Raw genomic sequence first — 16282 nt, 5'->3', positions numbered from 1 at the left:
CGGAAGCAGCCTTGGACGGTTTGACCGCGGATCATGACCCTCGACCAAGCATTCGCCTTCGCGATCGTGATTGGCCTGATCGCTCTGCTGATCTGGGATCGCATCCGCTATGACCTCGTCGCCCTGGCGGCACTGCTCGCCGCGATCACCGCGGGCATCGTCGAGCCGGACCAAGCCTTCCGGGGCTTCAGCGACGACATCGTCATCATAATCGGCTCCGCCCTCGTCGTCAGCGCCGCCGTCGGGCGGTCCGGCATTGCCGAGACGCTGATCCGTCCGCTGGCGCCGTATATGACGAGCAGCGAGATGCAGATCCTCGTGCTCGCCACCACCGTCGCCGTGCTCTCGGCGTTCATGAAGAACATCGGCGCTCTGGCGATCTTCATCCCAATCGCGTTCCAGACGGCCCGACGCAGCGGCAAGCCGGTGTCGCGATTGCTGATGCCGCTCTCGTTCGCCGCGTTATTGGGCGGGGTGACGACCCTGATCGGCACCTCGCCGAATATCATCGTCTCGGGCATGCGGGCCGAGATCCTGGGCGAGCCATTCCGGATGTTCGACTTCGCACCGGTCGGCATCTGCCTGACTGTCGCTGGCATCGCCTTCCTGGCGTTCGGCTGGCGGCTGCTGCCGCGGAGCCGGAACGCCGCGGCGACGCCGGAGACCCTGTTCTCTGTCGGGGACTACCAGACAGAGGTTCTGCTGCCGGCCAATACGCCTTTTGTCGACAGGACCGTCGACGAACTCGAGAAGCTGGGGGAGGGCGATGTGACGGTCGCGGCGATCATCCGGGAGAACTACCGGCGCTATATCCCGGCGGGGCATTGGGTACTGTTCGCCGATGACGTTCTCGTATTGCAGTGCGACGCTCATGCGCTGAATCGAATCATCGCCGAGGCGGAGCTGGAGCTGCTTCATGACAAGGAACTGGAAAGCGGCGAGGTCCGGGAAGACGATCTCGCGATCGTCGAGGCGGTGATCAAACCGGGGTCGGTTATGATCGGCCAAACGGTCGAGCAACTCTCCCTGCGCGAGCGCTATGGCGTGAACCTGCTGGCACTCAGCCGCCAAGGGCGTCGGATCGCACAGCGCCTCCGGCGGGTACGCTTCCAAGCAGGCGACCTTGTGGTGCTGCGAGTCCGCGCCGAGGATATCGGCGACCGGCTGGGCGCGCTCGGCTGCCTGCCGCTCGCCGAGCGCAAGCTGCAACTCGGCCGCGCGGCGCATCCTTATCTCGCGCCGGGCATCCTGGCGGCCGCGATGGTGCTGGCGGCAACGGGCACAGTATCAGTGGCGGTCGCCTTCTTCGGCGCCGCAGTGACGGTTCTGCTGCTCAAGACGCTAACGCCGCGGGAGGCCTACGATGCCGTGCAATGGCCGATTCTCGTGCTGCTTGGTGCGCTCATCCCCGTCAGCGAAGCGCTGCGAACGACCGGCGGCACCGACCTGATCGCCGGCTGGTTGTCCGTCGCGGCGCAGACCCTGCCGCCGATGGGAGCGCTCGCGCTCGTCCTGGTCGCGGCCATGGCGGTGACCCCCTTCCTGAACAACGCCGCCACAGTGCTGATGATGGCGCCGATCGGCGCGAGCCTGGCGGCCCGGCTGGACCTCAATCCGGATTCCTTTCTGATGGCGGTGGCGATCGGCGCGGCCTGCGACTTCCTGACGCCGATAGGACATCAGTGCAACACACTGGTCATGGGTCCGGGCGGCTACCGGTTCGGCGACTATGCGCGCCTCGGGTTTCCCTTGTCGGTGATCGTCGTCGTCCTCGGCACCCTGCTGATCCAGTTCTTCTGGCCGCTAGCCTGACCTGTGGCCGCCGTTCCAAACCTTGCAAAACCCTCCCTAGTGAGCGAAGAATGCCGCTGGCGCCTCTAGCCGGGCATGGCATGGCGGCTCGGCCCGGCGACAATCTCCATAAATCTGGGATCTCGACAGAATGGTTTTTGCCGACGGTTGTTCACAGCCTTTCCTTGTTCCCGATCCTATCGGGCCTGCGCGCAGAATCCTGGGATGCCCGGCGTGATGAAATCCGAGGAAGGGCCGGACACCGATCCGATTCCCGGCGCGGGCGGACCGGTCAGCATCCTGATTGTCGAGGATGAAGGGCTGGTCGCCCTCAGCATTTCACAGATTCTGTCGACCGCCGGTTATGAAATTATCGGGATCGCCGGATCGGCGGATGCCGCGATCCGGACCGCGGAAGACCACAGGCCGGATCTGGTTCTCATGGACATCGCGCTCCGCGGCCGCATCGACGGAATCGAGGCCGCGCGAGCGCTGAAGGACCGGCATGATCCGCACGTTTTGTTCCTCACGGCGCATGGCGACGCCGAGACCAGATTGCGCGCCGAGGCGGTCGGGCCGGCAGGCTTTCTGATCAAGCCCTATGACGGCAAGGAATTGCTGAACGCCGTCAAGCAAGCCTTGGCAATAGGCGACTGACGCGTTCATCGGCCGAGCGAAAGAGCCGGCACAGAATCGGGAACCAAATCCGGTCAGATGCGTTCTTGCTTGGGACTTACCTGTTGAACTTTCCAAAAGGAGTCCAAGCATGTCGGCGTTTCACTTTTTACTGCGCCCAGTTCTTTTCCTTTTCATGCTTGCCGCCACTGCCGGCGCCCTTAGCGCCTGCAATACAATGGAAGGGTTGGGCGAGGACACCCAGTCGGCCGGCGAAGCGCTTGAGGAAGAGGCGGAGTAGACCAATCTTCCGCTGATCGGTCTGCCGTTCTCGACGGTTCGACACCTGCGCTACACACTACCCGGCATCTGGGCCGCAACGGGCTTTCCGGGCCGGGCTTTCCGGGAATGTCATGACGCCGATCGTGACACTAACGATGAACCCGGCGCTCGATCTGACGACCGCCGTCGAGGTGTTGGTCCATGAAAAGAAGCTGCGCTGCGAGGTGCCGCGTCTCGACCCGGGCGGCGGCGGGATTAACGTCGCCCGGGTGATCAAGCGCCTAGGCGGTGAGGCTCTGGCCCTCTACACCGCCGGCGGCGTTGCCGGGCAGACATTGGGCGATCTGCTCGAGAAGGAGGGCGTGGCGGGGCGCGGCCTCCCGATCACGGGCCAGACGCGCCAGAATGTCATGGTCCACGAAGCCTCGACGCAGCATCGGTTCCGCTTCGTTATGCCGGGACCGACCCTCGACGAGGCGGCGTGGCGGCATTGCCTGCACCTGCTCGACGATGAAGCCGGCGACGCCACCTATGTCGTCGCCAGCGGGAGTCTGCCGCCCGGTGTGCCGATGGACTTCTATGCCCAATTGGCACGGCAGGCGAAGCGCCGCGGCTTTCGCCTCGTCGTCGACAGTTCCGGGCCGGCGCTGCGCCAAGCCCTCGCGGAGGGTGTCTATCTAGTGAAACCCAACAAGGACGAGATTCGTGAGCTGGCGGGCCGCGATCTTCAATGGCCCGGTGACCATGAGGCCTTCGCGGCCGATCTCATCGGACAAGGCGCGAGCGAGATCGTGGTGGTGTCGCACGGCGCGGAGGGCGCTCTCATCGTTTCGAAGGCCGATCGGTGTCACGTACCGGCCCCCGATGTGACGGTCGTCAGCGCCGTCGGTGCGGGAGACAGTTTCGTCGGCGGCTTGGCGCTGGCGCTCGCATGGGGCTGGCCACTGCCGGAAACCTGCCGGTTCGCCGCCGCCGCCGCCGCCGCAACCCTGCTGACGCCCGGCACCGAACTCTGCCGTCGCGAGGACGTCGAACGGCTTTACGCCGCACTCAGCGCCGGCCATGCCTGATCTCCACGACTGGCGGACAAGCGGAACCGTTTCCGCAGCTCTCGTAAGGCGCAGAAATCCCGAAGCGATATAGTTGCGACGGCGAAGACGTTTCGCCGCCCTTGCAGTGGTCCGGCGCACCGCCGAACATGCGCAGCTTCGCTCTCCTCTGCCATGACCCCGATGCACCGTCGGGTCTGTTCCAGCACTGGGCGGCCTATGACATACCGCGGGAGTGGACGGGACTTGCGGAAGGTCACGGGCCAGAGACGTTGGCCGACGGCTTCCGGCAGGCAATCAACGACTTCGGCCAGCGGGGCCGAAGTCGCGCGCCTAGCGCAGCCGGAGGTGCTCCCGAGGCCGAGTTGATCGGCGTCTATTCGCGCTGAATTCTTTTCCCTGCCTATCGAGGCTCGCATGGTCCGCTCATAGCCAGGTGTTTCCAGCCTTGTCGCGCATCCGAAGCGCTTAGCGCTGGACTTCCTACGGGTCGGCATGAGTCCTGCCGCGCTTATTCATCGGAAAATCCGATTTGAAGGCGCTATAAAATTCGTTTGTCAAAACTCATTCTCAGTTGCATTTCTTCTATATCGGTTGTTCATGCTGTCTGTGAGGACTTGTCCATGCAGCCCGCCCCATCGGACCTCGCGGAGGCGCCAGCCACCGCGAGGACTCTGCGCCCTGCCGAGGTCGTCAAGCTCCATGAGGACGACGAGGAAGTGTCCGTCCACCCGATCGTGGATCTCGTCCAGGGGATTATTTATTGGTCGATTCTTGCGATCGGTGTCGTGGTTCCGCCGATCGGCGCTTTATACAACGCCCTGAAAGGCTGATCGTCGGGTCCGCAGCGATCGGACGCGCCCGGCAGGTTTCAGTCCGTATCCGGCTCGTCGATCGGGACCGGGCAGGGCCAGTCTTTGGGCCGGACGAGCCCGGCCGGGAGTGCGGTGTCGAGATCACCGCAGGCCTGATCGAGCTGCGCCTGCGTCAACCCGCGGGTCTGCGCCAAGTCGACGCCGTGCAGCCGGGCGTTGTAGAGATCGGCGCCGGTCAGATCCGCACCTTCGAGCCGAACAGCTTTTAGGCTCGCTCGGTTGAGATCGGCCTTGATGAGGCTTGCCTGCCGCAAGTCGGCTCCGTCCAGCTTGGCCCGGCCCAGATCGGCCTTGTCAAGCTTGGCACGATTGAGCCGCGCCTCGACGAGAACAGCGCGGGCAAGCTCCGCCTTGGTCAGATCGGCATCGCTTAGATCGGCCTCGCTCAGATCGGTGCGGCCGAAATAGGTCTTGTGGAGCGTCGCCCCGTGAAGCCGGGTTTTGACCAGTGACGCCTTGCCGAGGTCCGCACCGCTCAGGTCGGCGCCGCCGAGGTCCGCGCCAGCAAGGTTGGCGCGGCTGAGATTTGCCGACGTCAGCGTCGCCGCGCGAAGGTCGGCGGCGCGCAGATTGGTCCGGCTGAGTTCGGCTCTGGCCAGATCGGCCTCGTGCAGGTCGGCCTTGCCGAGATCCAGCTTGTATTTGTCGCAGCCCGACCAGTCGACATTCGGTTCCGGCGAGTCACCGCAGTCGGCCAGCGCGGATGTCGCCGCCGGAGCCATCGCGAACCAGGCCGACGCGAAAGCAACTTTGAGCGCCATCCTCACCGAACCGCTCACGCCTTTGCTCTTCATCGGTGCTCGCGCCTCGCTCGTGGTCGTCCGGCCCGGTCGTCCGATGCCGAGAGGCAGTTGACGGGCATGATGGATCTTATACTGCCCTGCGGGCGATTCCAGTCGTATCGGCAGCGCCGTGGATTGCTATTGTCAGAGCAGCCCATAGGCGTCGCGGCGATGGAATCGCCAGTTCATCAGCAGCGCGGCCGAGGCGAGGCCGAGCGCCAAGCCCGTCCAAATGCCGACGCCGCCGAATCTGAACAGGAAGCCGAAGACGTAGGCCCCCGAGAGGCCGACGATCCAATAGCTGAAGAGGGCCATGATCATAGGGACGCGCGTATCCTTCAGACCGCGCAGCAGGCCGCTGGCGACCACCTGAAGGCTGTCGGCGACCTGAAAGGCTGCGGCGACGGCAAGAAGGGGAACCGCGACGCGTGCCACGCCGGCCGATTGCGGATCGGCATCGTCGAGAAACAGCCCGATCAACAGGTCCGGAATCAGCCAGAAAAGCGCAGCCCCCGTGACGGACACGGCCGCGGCGATGACAAGCGCCGCCTTCGCCGCCCGATCGAGATCGTCCAGGTCGTTGCGCCCGTGGGCTTGCCCGATGCGGACCGTCGCGGCATGCGACAGGCCGAGTGGGATCATGAAGGCGATCCCCGCGAGCTGCACCGCAATCCCGTGCGCCGCGAGCGGGATCGTTCCCAACCACCCCATCATCAGCGAGGCCATCATAAACAGCCCGATTTCGGCAATGATCGTCATCGAGATCGGCAGGCCGAGCCGCAGCACGTCGAAAAATGCGTCCCAGTCCGGGCGCCAGAGCCGAACATAGAGATCGTAGACACGGAAAGCCGGCTTCGCGCGGGAGTAGACGATCAAAACGGCGGCAATCAGCAGATTGGTGGCCAGCGACCCCACGGCCGCCCCCACGACACCAAGGGCCGGAGCGCCGAAATGCCCGAAAATGAAAGCATAGTTGAGGATCGCGTTGAGCAGAGCGCCCGACAGCGTCGCCCAGAGAATGATCTGCGCCCGCCCGATCGCCGTGAAGAATGAGCGCAGCCCCATGATGACGAGCGCGGGGAACATTCCCCATTGCGCCACGTGCATATATTCGCCGGCAAGCCGCGAGAGCTCGGCATCCTGGCCGAGCCCGACGAGGATGGCTTCGGCGTTCCACAGCGGGACCATCACCACGGCGCTGTAGAGCGCCACGACCCACAACCCCATGCGCACCGACCGGCGCACGCCCGCCGCGTCGCCGCGCCCCTGGGCATGCGCGGCAATCGGCATGACCGCGTTGGTGAAGCCGGCCCCGAATATGTAGAAGATGAAGAACATCTGGGTCGCGAGAACGCCGGCCGCCAGTTGCGTTACCCCCAGCCACCCGAGCATCACCACGTCGGTCGTGTTGATCGCCATCTGCGCAAGCTGCGCACCGATCAGCGGCAGACCCAGCATCACCGTCGCGCGAAAATGCGCCGCCCATGACTGGGCGGCGGCCATTGGCTCCGTTCTGCTGACCGTATCGCTTGTCATCTTGTTCGCCTGAAACGCTCCGGTCCGCAACGGCCGCAAGCCGGACCCGGCTTATCGATGGATTCCGGTACCGATGCAAGCTTTGAGGTCGGGTGAGCGGAGACATTCAATGGCCAGACGCCGTTCGACGACAGCTCTCGGACTTGGACCAAACGGTTTCAGAGAGTCAGCCGAGCCCGATCAATTTCATGCGGGAACCGATATCTAACCGCAGGGTTGCGCGCCACGGTCGGGCATGATCCTCATCCGGGCCCGGATGGTCGCGGCACGCCGCTCGATATATCGCGTCGGCTGGCTTGCCGACCAGCGTCGCGGGTTGGGAAGCACGGCGGCGAGCAGTGATGCCTCGCGGCGGGTCAGCTCGTCGGCGGACTTGCCGAAATACGCCTGGGCGGCTGCCTCCGCGCCATAGATGCCGGCGCCCCATTCGGCCACATTCACATAGGTTTCGATGATCCGCCGCTTGTTCCAGAACAGCTCAATCAAAATGGTGAAATAAGCCTCCAGACCTTTCCGTAGGTAGGTCCGTGCCGGCCAGAGGAAGAGGTTCTTCGCCGTCTGCATTGTGATGGTGCTGGCGCCGAGGGTTTGCCCGCCCTCCAGGTTCTGGGCGACGGCCATTCGCAGCGCGTTCCAATCGAATCCGGAATGCTCGCAGAAGCGAGTGTCCTCGGACGCCAGGACCGCCTGGACGAGATGCGGTGAAATCTCGTCATAGGAGCGCCAATCCTTGCGGAGTTCCTCTCCCTCGACCATGCGAATTACCATCAACGGCGTCACCGGCGGCGGCAGAACGCCATAGAGCAGGACGAAGCCGACCGAAAGGACAAGAAAGCCCGCGACGAGGAGTATCAAGCCTCTGCGAATCTGCCTGAGGAGTGCTCCCGTGAAGCCCGACAGGAGGCGTACCAGACCGTTGCGAATCCGCCTGACGAACTTCACTCCATTCCCCCTAGAGCAGGATCCACCGATCAGGCTCCGGCCGCGACGCATGTCCAAGCATGGCGCAACTCTACGCGGCGACGGCGGGATTTTCCAGGCATCAGGGTCTCACGATGAATCATGGACAGCGCCACCGATTTGCGCCAAAGCTCTTGTTCCGTTCATATTCATCAACTCGTCCGCCGACCCGTTCATGTCCGTTCAGGAGACCGCACCTCCGCTCTGCGCCGATGATACCCGCTTCGCGGCCGTCCGGCTGGCTCGCGGCGTCTGTCGCGCCCTGGCGGAGCGCGGATATAGCGTGCTGACCGAATTTCCGCTGAGAACGGGGCGACGGGTCGATGTGATCGGTGTCGACGCCCGTGGCGGGACGGTCATCGTCGAGATCAAGACCTCGGTCGCGGATTTCCGCAGCGACCGCAAATGGCAGGACTATCTGGAGTTCTGCGACCTCTTCTACTTCGCGGTGCCGGCCACCTTCCCCCGCGACCTGCTGCCGACCGATTGCGGACTGATCGTCGCCGACGACTATGGCGCCGAGATCCTGCGCCAGGCGCCGGTTCTGGCGATGAACGGCAGCCGGCGGCGGGCGCAAATCCTGAAGATCGCCCGAACTGCGAGCCAGCGGCTGCAACGGTTGATCGATCCGCCGGTCTGACGTCAACTCTGCAGGAAGGAGCGAGCCTTGCCTTCGAGAACGAGGCAGGTCAGCCGATCGGAGGCGAAGGCGCCGGTATCGATGCCGATCCGGTTCGCCCGGTTCTCCGGCCAGGTCGAGATGCTGTGGCCATGCACGACGACCCGGCCATGGTCGATGGTCGAGGTCAGGAACTCGCGCCGGATCCACAGCAGATCCTCGGGCTTCTGCCGATCGAGCGGGACGCCCGGCCGGATCCCGGCATGAACGAACAGGTAGTCGCCCTCGACATGCATCAGTTTGAGACCCTTCAGAAACTCCAGATGGCGCGGCGGCAGGCGACGGCGCAACTCCGCCTGCATCCGCAGAATCGGATCTTCTCCGGCGGGAAGCTGTGCGGCCGGGTTGATCCCATAACTCGCGACGGTCGCCTCACCGCCATAGAACAGCCACGGTGGACCGGCAACGGTATCGTCGAGGAAGCGCAGCAGACTGTCCTCGTGATTACCGAGGAGATGGATCGCCTCGAATCCGGGGAGAGGCCGGTCGAGCAGCAGGTCGATCACCTGGCGAGAGCTGCTGCCCCGGTCGATGTAGTCGCCGAGATAGACAACGACCCGCCGCTTCGCCCTGCGGGATGCCGCATCCTCGCAGATCTTCCGATGCAGGATTTCCAGCAGATCAGCGCGTCCGTGAATGTCGCCGATCGCGTAGACGCAACTGCCCGGCGGCACGATCGGGTCCCGCTTCAAGGCTGTTTCGGGCATCGCGTTCGACACTTTCATCCTTAGAATCCGGAGACGGTCGCGGTTTCGACCTTACAACTAAGACGCGACCGCGGGATCTTCCAGGTCCGACCAACGGGCGCGCCCCCCGTGATTGTCGAGATAGTTGATCAGGGCGGCGACGACGCGCCGGTCGAAGCTGGTGCCGACCTCGTCGAGCAGCACTTCGATCGCCTGATCCATGGTCAGCGCGGCACGGTGCGCCCGTCGGCTGATCATGCCTATGAAAGCATTCGCGACGGCGATGATCCGCGCGGTGATCAGGATATCCTCGCCAGCGAGGCCCGCGGGGATGCCCGTGCCGTCCCAACGCGCCTGCGCCTGGCGCAGGGTCTCGACCACCGGGCCGTCGAACTCGATCCCTTGCAGCATGTCGGCGCTGGTCTGCATGCTGATCCGCACCTGCTCGCGCTCGCTGTCGCTCAGCGCGCCGCTGCGGGTCAGCAGGTCGGGCGTGACCAGGATCTTGCCCAGATTAAGCAGGTTTCCGGCCGTCTCGGCGGTGTCGATGTCGGTGACGCTCAGGCCCATCTCGGCGGCGATCGCGCGGGCGATCAAGGCGACGCGCGACGAATGGTCCGCGGCGAACGGATCGCGGCGATCTACGATGCCGACCAGGGTTTTCACCAGCTGGTCGAGGATCCGCGACCGCTTCTCGCGCTCGGTGACCGCATCGGTGATATCGCGCTCGACCACCAAAACGCCACCGGCAACACCGTCCGGCATGCCATTAGGTGCGTCGAGCGGGATATGCTCCGATTGCATCACGCGGAGTTGGCCGTTGCCGTCGCTGCGCATGATGTTGGAGACACGCTGCCCGGACTCGAGGGCCTGACGGTTCAGAGTCAGATACCGCTTCGCCACGTCCGGGCCGAGCACATTGCCGATCGGCTTGCCAGTCATGTCCGCAGCCGCGATGCCGGCTATTCGGCTCACCTGGCGGTTGGCGAACCGGTAGCGGCCCTCCGGGTCGAGAATGAAGATGCTGGTCGGCTGGCTGTCGGTCACCACGCGCAAGAGACGGCGCTGGCTGTCGAGCTGCTCCGCGGTCTGCCGATACTGGCTCGCGGATCGAGCGGCGCGGCGCGAGCTGCCATGGCGCCAGACCGCGACGATGACCACGCCGGCCAGGGCGATGGCGAGCAGAAGCATCGCGAGCAGGCGGTGAAGCCGCGTTTCGCTGTCGGCGAGGGCCTCGTCGCGATCGATCTGATAGATCAAGGTCCAGGGAGCTATCGTGGGAGCTGTCGCGATGGGGCGGCTGGTCAGCAGCACCTCGTGATTGGTAATGTCGTGTCGAACAGCGAAGCCACCCGGATTCTCGATCGCGAAGGCGGCGGCGAGGTTCGGGGTGTCGCGCGCCATCTTGACGCTCAGCGGCGGCTCTCCGCCCGGCAGCGGCGACAGATACTCGATCATCGCGCCGGCGGGACGCACCAGCACGGCCCGACCGGTCCGGCTGGTTTCGCCGGGTTGGCGCAGCAGCGGATAGAGCTCGTCCGCGACCTCCTTGACGCCGACGACGAAGCCGATCTGCGTGCTCGGGTCCGGGTTGCTCTGGATCGCGAAGACCGGCGCGGCGAAGGCCATCGACGGCGCGCCGGCCCGATTCAGGAACGGATCGAGGAGGCCGCGTTCGGCCGGCGGCATGGCGCGGATGAATTCGCCGAGCGCGCCGTCGACCGGCGGCATGCCCGGCGTGGCAACGACAACCCGTCCGCTGCGATCGACCAGCGCCAGACCGGCCGCCCCGATGCGCGGCAGGTTGGCCTGAACCGGCGTACCGCCGCCCGGCGCCGCGAACCCGGAGCGATCGGCCGTGACGACGAGCAGGTTGCGCAGGTAGTCGGTCTGCGCCTGCGCGCGCGCGAGGCGCTCGGGGTCGTCGCCCGCAAGCACGATTTCCGACAAGTAAAGCTGCAGCGCCGCATTCTCGGCCAAGCCGGTCATCTCGTCGAGCTGCGCGGTCAGCCAGCCCTGGACGGCCGAGGACCGGCTTTCGGCGACGATGCCGAGGCGTGCCTGCCAGATCCGGAACTCGCGCTCGCGCTCCGCCTCGATGAAGCGGAAAACGAGCAGAACTCCGACCAGCCCGACTAGGAGCAAGGCTGCGGCGGAAAGCGCCAGCTTCAGATCGGCCGGTCGCCGGACGGCGGATGGAGCGGTTTCACTCTGCTGTGCCAAAAAGCGCCTCGATGTTCGTCCGCGCCCGGCAAGGCGATATCGGTCCAGGCCCAAATTCAAGTCCGGCCATGAACCCGGAGTTCTATGCCTTAACCGCTTAATGGACGGTTATCAATTGCGGACCGCCGGTTCCGGACCCCATCGAAGCTCCCTAATGTAGGGGGCGTAGTCACGACGTCGGGACAGCATCACATGAACCAGCGAACGCTGACTCTCACTGGTCCGCAGATCAACATCCTGGCCGAACTGGTGCGGGTCTGGCCGAGGCAGCCCAACGCCGCCTGGGACAGGCTGTTGCGGAGCCTGGAGCAGGAAGACCGGCTTATCCCGATGGCGGAGGGAGTCGGCCGGGACGAGAGCATGCATCAGGAGAATGCCGAGCTCGCCGAACTGTCCAAAGCGCTCAGCTACGGCAAGGCTAGGCTGTCCGAGCACGGCGAAGCCGAGTCTTGACGTCGGCCCCGGTCCTCTTGAATTGACCCCGGTCCGCCGAATTAACGAAGTCTTAGAGACGCCCCGCTAGCCTTCCGTTCCCTCGGTAAGGCCGCCTAGGCGGCCCTGGGTTGCGAACGGAGGCTCCGGTGCAGCATCGCCTTGCTCAGGGCCAGGCAAAAGCCAGTGGCGCCAGCGGCGATTGATGAGGCGTGCGCTTCGCGGGCGCGGCCGCCTCGGCTGGCTTCGGCGAGTGTCCCGAACGGCCGCGATCGCGCTCCCTCTCGTTCTTAGCCCTCCCCCGGAGGCTGCGGCCGCGGCGGCGGTGCAAACCTATCCGGCCCTCTTCGGCACGCACGAGTTCCACTCGTCGAACCTGTCGCTGTTTCCCAAATGGCGCGGCGCCCTCGATCGCTATCACGCCGAGCTGAAGTCCTGCGCGGCAAACTTGTGCGACCGGGAGGGATGGCGCGCCCTTATCAACCGGCTGCGAGACCTCGACCCATCGAGCCAGATCGCGGAGGTCAACCGGGAGATGAACAGGATGCCCTATATCGTCGACTCGATGGGTTGGGGCGTGAACGACTACTGGGCGACACCGTTCGAGTTCCTGCGCAAGAGCGGCGATTGCGAGGACTACGCGATCGCGAAATACCTAGCCCTGCGCGCCCTCGACGTTCCGACGGAAGCGATGCGCATCGTCGTGCTGCAGGACCTGAATCTACAGCTCGCCCATGCGATTCTGGTCGTCTATGTCGATGGGAAGGCGCTGGTGCTCGACAACCAGATCAGGAGCGTGGTCCCGGCCGACAGCATTCACCACTATCAGCCCATCTACTCGGTCAACGAGGACGGCTGGTGGCTGCATCGGCCCTGATCTGTCGGAACCGGGCCGCAACCGAAACAGTTGATTTGATGTATTCGCAGCGGTGGGACCGACAACACGCGACGATAGGACGACCGATGCGCTCGACCGTCATATTCCTGGCCTTCGCCCTTCTCGGTGCCGTGGTCACGTCCTGCGCCTCCGCCGATCCGATCGTGGGGCCTCCGCCGCAGCCGGTGCAAGACATATACGTCCCCGACCCGCCCGGCTATCGCGCCGTGGCGTGGGTCGAGGGGCTGGAGGTGCCCTGGTCGCTCGTCTTCCTGGGCGATGGCCGCGCCCTCGTCAGCGAGCGGCCTGGCCGCATCCGGCTGATCCGGGACGGGGTGTTGCAGCCGCATCCCTATGCCGCGTTCGAGATCACGGAAGGCGCCGCCAACAGCCTGACCGACTTCTTTGTCGGCCTGGTGACCGGCGGCGAGGGCGGCCTCATGGGGCTCGCCGTCCATCCGGACTTTCCGGAGCAGCCTTTCATCTACGCGATGTACACCTATCGCGACGCCGACGGCGACAATGCCAACCGCGTCGTCCGCCTTCGCGACATGGGCGATGATATGGGCGACCGCGCCCGCTTCGACCGAGTCATCATCGACGGCATCCCCGCGTCGCGGTTCCATAATGGCGGTGGCCTCGCCTTCGGCCCGGACGGCATGCTGTATGTCACGACCGGCGACGCCTCGAAGCCCGAGATCGCGCAGGATCTGAAGTCGCCGGGCGGCAAGATCCTGCGCCTCACGCCGGAGGGCGGGATTCCGGACGACAACCCGTTCCCCGACTCGCCGGTCTATTCCTACGGCCATCGCAATCCCCAGGGGCCGGCGTGGCATCCGAAGACCGGCCACCTGTTCGCGACCGAGCACGGGCCTTCCGGCGAGTTCGGCCTCGGCGCCTATGATGAGATCAACCTGATCGATCCGGGCGGGAACTATGGCTGGCCGGAAGTCGTCGGCGCCCCCGGCCTAGTCGACTTCATCGATCCGATCGTCGTCTGGACGCAAGACGCGGTGCCTCCAGGCGATGCGGCGTTCCACGACGGCGCACTTTTCGTGGCGACGATGAAGAGCGAGTCGCTGGTGCGGATCGAGCTCGCGCAGACAGCGGACGACTATCGGGTCAAGCGGATCGCCCACTGGTTTGCGGACGAGTGGGGAGAAGGCCGGTATGGGCGGCTGCGCGACGTGACCGTCGGCCCCGATGGCACCCTGTACTTCACCACCACCAATCGCGACGGCCGCGGCGACCCGCGACCCGGCGACGATACGATCTATAGGCTGGAGCGCGTGGACTGACCGGCCGTCCGTTAATGCTGCCGTATCATATTCGGAAGCCCCAAGCCGTCGCGATAGAAGGCCACGACCTCCTCGAGCTTGTCCGTAGGCCGGGCTATCCGGACCTGCACGACGTCGGTTCCGTCCGGCCACGTCTCCGATCGCACCGCCTCTTCTCCCGGCTGCTTGAGCGTTGCAGGCCGAAGCCTCTAACCCCGCGGTGCGTATTTGTTGAGGATGCGCTGCAGCGTGCGCCGGTGCATGCGCAATCGCCGGGCCGTCTCGGAAACGTTGCGGTCGCATTGCTCGTAGACCCGCTGGATATGCTCCCAGCGCACGCGATCGGCGGTCATCGGCTGCTCCGGCGGCGGCGGCAGCTTGTCCTCCAGCGCCAGCAAGGCGGCCTCGATCGCATCGGCGTCGGCCGGCTTCGACAGGTAATCGACCGCGCCCGACTTCACGGCCGCCACCGCGGTAGCGATGTTGCCATAGCCGGTCAGGACGATGATTCGGGTATCGGCGCGAACCTCGCGTAGCACCGACACGACTTCGAGGCCGCTGCCGTCGCCGAGCCGGAGATCGACAATGGCGAAGGCCGGCGGCCGCGTCTCCGCCGCCTCGATGCCGGTGGCGACGCTCTCCGCCGTCGAGACCGAGAAGCCCCGCCGCTCCATCGCCACCGCCAATCGCTGACGGAACGGCGCGTCGTCGTCGACGATCAGCAGGCTGCGATCGCCGGTCTCGGCGCCGCCTACCGGATCATCGGATATCTGCCGTCGCGGTTCCTGCTTCACCGACATTGCGCGATCATCCCCGTGACTTGTCCTGCCTGGCGTGTCTTCATCCTAGATCTCCGTCGGCTCGACCTCCAGGGCCTCGCGTCGCCAGCTCGCCTTCACCTCCGCCCCGCCGCCGACACGGTTCCGGAAGCGCAAGGCGGCCCCGGTCCGCTCGAGCAGCGTCTGCGCGATGAACACGCCCAGACCCATATGGATGACCTTGCCGTCGCGGTCCTGGATGCCGCCGGACAGATAAGGCTCGCCGAGGCGGTCGATCAGACCCGGATCGAAGCCGGGACCATCGTCCAGAATCATGATGGTGATGTATCGCTCGTCCCAGCGGATGACAACCCGAACCTCGGATGCGGCGAATTGGAACGCGTTCTCGAGCAGATTGCCGAGGCCGTGCAGGATTTCCGGGCTGCGCGCCACGATCGGCGCGTCCCCGGGCGGCACCGAATCGGACAAGAGCGTCCCGCCGCCATCCGCAGCGTCGTCGATCAGCAGCCGCACCCGCGCCGTCCGATGGGGCGCCGCCGCCGCCTCGACCAGCGCCGGCAGCGGCAGGCGGGCGAAGGGGTCGCCGCCGGTCTCTTCCGGCCGCGCCGCCAGCCCGGCGAGAATCTCCCGGCAGCGGTTGCTCTGGCTGAGCAGAAGATCGACATCCTCGCGCAGCGGGCTGTCCGGCGGCAGGTCGCGGGCGATCTCCTTGGCGATCACGGCAATGGTGCCGAGCGGGCTACCGAGGCCGTGCGCCGCCGCGGCGGCAAGCGTGCCGAGCGCCGAGACGCGCTGTTCGCGGGCAAGCGCCATCTGCGTCGCCGACAGCGCGTCCGAGCGGCGGCGCGCCTCCTCCGCGACGCTGAAGACATAGAGGGCGATGAACACGGCGGACAAGGCCAGCGCCATCGCCAGCCCGAGGATGAACAGCGGCTCGAGGTCGAAATCGGCGTCCGGCCAGGGCAGCGGCAGGTGAAAGAAGGCGAGGATCACGACGATCGCGACGGCGAGCACCGAGAGGGCGATCGTGCTGCGCCGGGACAAGACCGTCGCCGACACCGTGACGGGCGCGAGGACGAGGATCGCGAACGGGTTGTTCAGCCCGCCGGTGAGATACAGCAGCACGCCGAGCTGCAGCAGGTCGAAGCCGAGATAGAGCCGCGCCTCGCGATCATCGAGCCGGGCCGTCGGCGGCCGGCGCAGCGCCGCCCAGAGATTGACGAGCGCGGAGGCGCCGACGGCGATCATCGCCGCGACGATCGGCAGCTCGAAGCCGAGGACGAAGTTCACCACCAGAAGCGCCGTCGCCTGGCCCGCCACCGCGACCCAACGCGTCAGGACGAGCGTGCGCAGCCGCACGCGGCCGCGCGGGTTCGCGGCGATGGAGGTGAAGCCGTTGTCCAGAGTCTCGCTCACCGGCGCATCAGAAAGCGAACCGG

The 16282-nt window shown here is 65.7% G+C and carries 18 protein-coding genes; 10 read left to right on the top strand and 8 right to left on the bottom strand.

Annotated features, from left to right (window positions below):
• Positions 1 to 33 precede the first annotated feature (33 nt).
• The 6 genes from DT069_RS17530 to DT069_RS17505 all read left to right on the top strand — a co-directional run bounded on the left by DT069_RS17530 (position 34) and on the right by DT069_RS17505 (position 4570).
• Entirely contained in the window at positions 34 to 1812 is a 1779-nt protein-coding gene (locus tag DT069_RS17530) for an SLC13 family permease (RefSeq protein ID WP_119461611.1), read from the top strand.
• 216 nt (positions 1813 to 2028) lie between these two features.
• A complete protein-coding gene (locus tag DT069_RS17525) occupies positions 2029 to 2448 on the top strand; it encodes a response regulator (RefSeq protein WP_425450354.1) in 420 nt (139 codons plus the stop codon).
• A gap of 109 nt (positions 2449 to 2557) precedes the next feature.
• Entirely contained in the window at positions 2558 to 2707 is a 150-nt protein-coding gene (locus DT069_RS17520; RefSeq protein ID WP_119461609.1) for an entericidin A/B family lipoprotein, read from the top strand.
• A gap of 112 nt (positions 2708 to 2819) precedes the next feature.
• A complete protein-coding gene (locus tag DT069_RS17515) occupies positions 2820 to 3758 on the top strand; it encodes a 1-phosphofructokinase family hexose kinase (RefSeq protein ID WP_119461608.1) in 939 nt (312 codons plus the stop codon).
• Between the two features lie 56 nt (positions 3759 to 3814).
• Positions 3815 to 4126, top strand: a complete 312-nt coding sequence (locus DT069_RS17510) for a YbhB/YbcL family Raf kinase inhibitor-like protein (RefSeq protein ID WP_119461607.1) — start codon at positions 3815 to 3817, stop codon at positions 4124 to 4126.
• Positions 4127 to 4360: 234 nt separating this feature from the next.
• Positions 4361 to 4570: a hypothetical protein gene (locus DT069_RS17505; RefSeq protein ID WP_119461606.1), complete on the top strand. Its 210-nt coding sequence runs from the start codon at positions 4361 to 4363 to the stop codon at positions 4568 to 4570.
• A gap of 38 nt (positions 4571 to 4608) precedes the next feature.
• On the opposite strand, the gene DT069_RS17500 is transcribed toward DT069_RS17505, so the two are convergent.
• The 3 genes from DT069_RS17500 to mtgA form a co-directional block, all read right to left on the bottom strand.
• Positions 4609 to 5406 (bottom strand): pentapeptide repeat-containing protein, encoded by a 798-nt coding sequence (locus tag DT069_RS17500; protein WP_119461605.1) that lies wholly within the window; start codon positions 5404 to 5406, stop codon positions 4609 to 4611.
• 132 nt (positions 5407 to 5538) lie between these two features.
• Positions 5539 to 6930 carry an MATE family efflux transporter gene (locus DT069_RS17495; protein WP_119461727.1) on the bottom strand — a complete coding sequence of 464 codons (1392 nt, stop codon included), beginning with the start codon at positions 6928 to 6930 and terminating at the stop codon, positions 5539 to 5541.
• A 204-nt stretch (positions 6931 to 7134) separates the two neighbouring features.
• On the bottom strand, positions 7135 to 7872 hold the full coding sequence (gene mtgA / locus DT069_RS17490; RefSeq protein WP_425450338.1) for a monofunctional biosynthetic peptidoglycan transglycosylase: 738 nt from the start codon (positions 7870 to 7872) through the stop codon (positions 7135 to 7137).
• A gap of 193 nt (positions 7873 to 8065) precedes the next feature.
• Between mtgA and DT069_RS17485 the strand changes: the two genes are divergently transcribed.
• Positions 8066 to 8530, top strand: coding sequence for an MmcB family DNA repair protein (locus DT069_RS17485; RefSeq protein ID WP_119461604.1), 465 nt, complete (start codon positions 8066 to 8068; stop codon positions 8528 to 8530).
• A gap of 2 nt (positions 8531 to 8532) precedes the next feature.
• Here the strand turns inward: DT069_RS17485 and DT069_RS17480 are convergent, their stop codons facing one another.
• Both DT069_RS17480 and DT069_RS17475 read right to left on the bottom strand, forming a co-directional pair.
• Positions 8533 to 9294 (bottom strand): metallophosphoesterase family protein, encoded by a 762-nt coding sequence (locus DT069_RS17480; protein ID WP_425450337.1) that lies wholly within the window; start codon positions 9292 to 9294, stop codon positions 8533 to 8535.
• Between the two features lie 39 nt (positions 9295 to 9333).
• Positions 9334 to 11478 carry an HD domain-containing phosphohydrolase gene (locus DT069_RS17475; RefSeq protein WP_119461603.1) on the bottom strand — a complete coding sequence of 715 codons (2145 nt, stop codon included), beginning with the start codon at positions 11476 to 11478 and terminating at the stop codon, positions 9334 to 9336.
• Between the two features lie 192 nt (positions 11479 to 11670).
• Between DT069_RS17475 and DT069_RS17470 the strand changes: the two genes are divergently transcribed.
• The 3 genes from DT069_RS17470 to DT069_RS17460 all read left to right on the top strand — a co-directional run bounded on the left by DT069_RS17470 (position 11671) and on the right by DT069_RS17460 (position 14085).
• Positions 11671 to 11931 carry a hypothetical protein gene (locus tag DT069_RS17470; RefSeq protein WP_119461602.1) on the top strand — a complete coding sequence of 87 codons (261 nt, stop codon included), beginning with the start codon at positions 11671 to 11673 and terminating at the stop codon, positions 11929 to 11931.
• A gap of 184 nt (positions 11932 to 12115) precedes the next feature.
• Positions 12116 to 12787, top strand: a complete 672-nt coding sequence (locus tag DT069_RS17465; protein WP_119461601.1) for a transglutaminase-like cysteine peptidase — start codon at positions 12116 to 12118, stop codon at positions 12785 to 12787.
• Positions 12788 to 12873: 86 nt separating this feature from the next.
• Positions 12874 to 14085 (top strand): PQQ-dependent sugar dehydrogenase, encoded by a 1212-nt coding sequence (locus DT069_RS17460; protein ID WP_119461600.1) that lies wholly within the window; start codon positions 12874 to 12876, stop codon positions 14083 to 14085.
• Between the two features lie 11 nt (positions 14086 to 14096).
• On the opposite strand, the gene DT069_RS25020 is transcribed toward DT069_RS17460, so the two are convergent.
• From DT069_RS25020 to DT069_RS17445, 3 genes are read right to left on the bottom strand one after another with little or no spacing between them, the layout of a single operon-like run.
• Entirely contained in the window at positions 14097 to 14231 is a 135-nt protein-coding gene (locus DT069_RS25020) for a hypothetical protein (RefSeq protein WP_425450336.1), read from the bottom strand.
• A gap of 42 nt (positions 14232 to 14273) precedes the next feature.
• The gene (locus DT069_RS17450; RefSeq protein ID WP_119461599.1) at positions 14274 to 14864 is read right to left on the bottom strand and encodes an ActR/PrrA/RegA family redox response regulator transcription factor; all 591 of its coding nucleotides are present in this window, start codon (positions 14862 to 14864) and stop codon (positions 14274 to 14276) included.
• Positions 14865 to 14909: 45 nt separating this feature from the next.
• The gene (locus DT069_RS17445) at positions 14910 to 16259 is read right to left on the bottom strand and encodes an ActS/PrrB/RegB family redox-sensitive histidine kinase (RefSeq protein WP_425450335.1); all 1350 of its coding nucleotides are present in this window, start codon (positions 16257 to 16259) and stop codon (positions 14910 to 14912) included.
• Between the last annotated feature and the right edge of the window lie 23 nt (positions 16260 to 16282).

Source organism: Virgifigura deserti, from assembly GCA_003576685.1.
GTDB lineage: Bacteria > Pseudomonadota > Alphaproteobacteria > Dongiales > Dongiaceae > Virgifigura > Virgifigura deserti.
Note: the sequence above shows the minus strand (reverse complement) of the source record. Positions and strands in the feature narration are given on the sequence as shown.